This window comes from Paraburkholderia sp. RL17-347-BIC-D, from assembly GCF_046027915.1.
GTDB lineage: Bacteria > Pseudomonadota > Gammaproteobacteria > Burkholderiales > Burkholderiaceae > Paraburkholderia.
The window spans coordinates 1-1,345 of the sequence record NZ_JARESS010000171.1 but is presented as its reverse complement, the minus strand read 5'-3'; the positions used below and the strand labels follow the sequence as shown (position 1 = coordinate 1,345).

Sequence of the window (1,345 nt, the reverse complement as noted above, 5' to 3'; positions counted from 1 at the left end):
CAATGCTCTCAACTTAAGCCCCATTCCATCAAGCGACCTTGTACGCGAGATGGAGATGGGGTTTGGCTTTTCTGGGCGGTCGTGGGTAAGAGCGCGAGGGCTGGATACGACATCGGGCTCCGTGGATGGCGGGCATGAGATCGGCGAGCCGGTTCAGGCAGCGCTCAATCCGTAGCAGGCACGCGCCGAGGATCGGCTTGAGTGCGCCCAGCGCGTATAGACGGTTTGGATGACTGGTGTGGTCGTCTTTGGCTGGATCGTCCAGGTCATTGAGTAGCGTACACAGGTTATCAGCGACGGTTTTCGCACCGAAGTCCTGCTGCAGCGCCAGGTAATCCAGGCCGGTGACAGCCTCAAGCCGCAGTCGGTGCTTCAGACGTTTGAACGCTTCCTCAATACGCCAGCGTTGATGATAGAGCGCGCCGAAAGCGCTGGCCGGATAACGTTCGCGCTCCAGCAGCGAGGTCATCAGCACACGCACGCGGCCGCTGGGCGTGACGTCCCGGATCAGGCGCACGGTGGTAGGCGTGCGCGCCAGTTCATAGTCGCGGGCATCCTCTTCGTTGGGCGCGCCCAGTGTCACGACCTGCTCGGCCTGGCCGCTGCGCGCAAACGCGCTTACACATTTCCATCCTCGGGTATCCACGCGCAGGCAGAAGTGGATCTCGCGCTGCGCCAGCGCAGCCACCATCATGTTGCCGATATAGCCGCGATCAAGCAGCAGCAGATCGGTGTGCGGCTGAAGCACATCCAGCGCTTCGAACAGCATCTGCCGCTCGGCGCCGTCGGCCGGATGGAGCGCGGCATGCAACGTCAGTTCGGGCCCCGGCAGGAACAGCGCGAACGCGTAGTGATCGGCGCGCAACGCATGGCCCTGGCGGGTCGCCACCCGCAGCCGGGTGCCGTCGGCTGCGACCGGCCTCAGGCCGTTCCAGCGCATCGAGTCAATATGGGGTTGGGCAAGCTCAATCAGACGTGCGCGGGCCCGTTCGAACAGCTCGGCCGACAGCCCCCGGCGCGCCTTGCTGAAGGCCTGTGCACTGACGCCGCGGGTACGCACGCCGCATTCGCCGAGCTCACCAAACAGGCCATCGAGCTCGGCCTGCACGCTCGCGCACATGCCCGACATCATCAGCGCGGCCATGCGCGGCAATGTCAGTGTGCGATTGCGGGTGAATGCAGTGGGAGAAAGACGCACGCGCTCAGCGAGCGCCGGATCGAACAGGAAATCGGAGAACTCAGCCAGGAGTTGGGAGGACGCTGGTATTTGAGTTCATATCGTCGATTTATCAATCAGTTATGCGATGAAGTTTACAGATCGAACGCCCCGTATACAAGCCCTTTC

At 62.8% G+C, this 1,345-nt stretch carries 1 protein-coding gene; it reads right to left on the bottom strand.

Annotated elements, in window-relative coordinates; all coding sequences use genetic code 11:
- Window positions 1–28 precede the first annotated feature (28 nt).
- Window positions 29–1,225, bottom strand: a complete 1,197-nt coding sequence (locus P0D96_RS47930) for an IS4 family transposase (RefSeq protein ID WP_132373019.1) — start codon at window positions 1,223–1,225, stop codon at window positions 29–31.
- Window positions 1,226–1,345 lie beyond the last annotated feature (120 nt).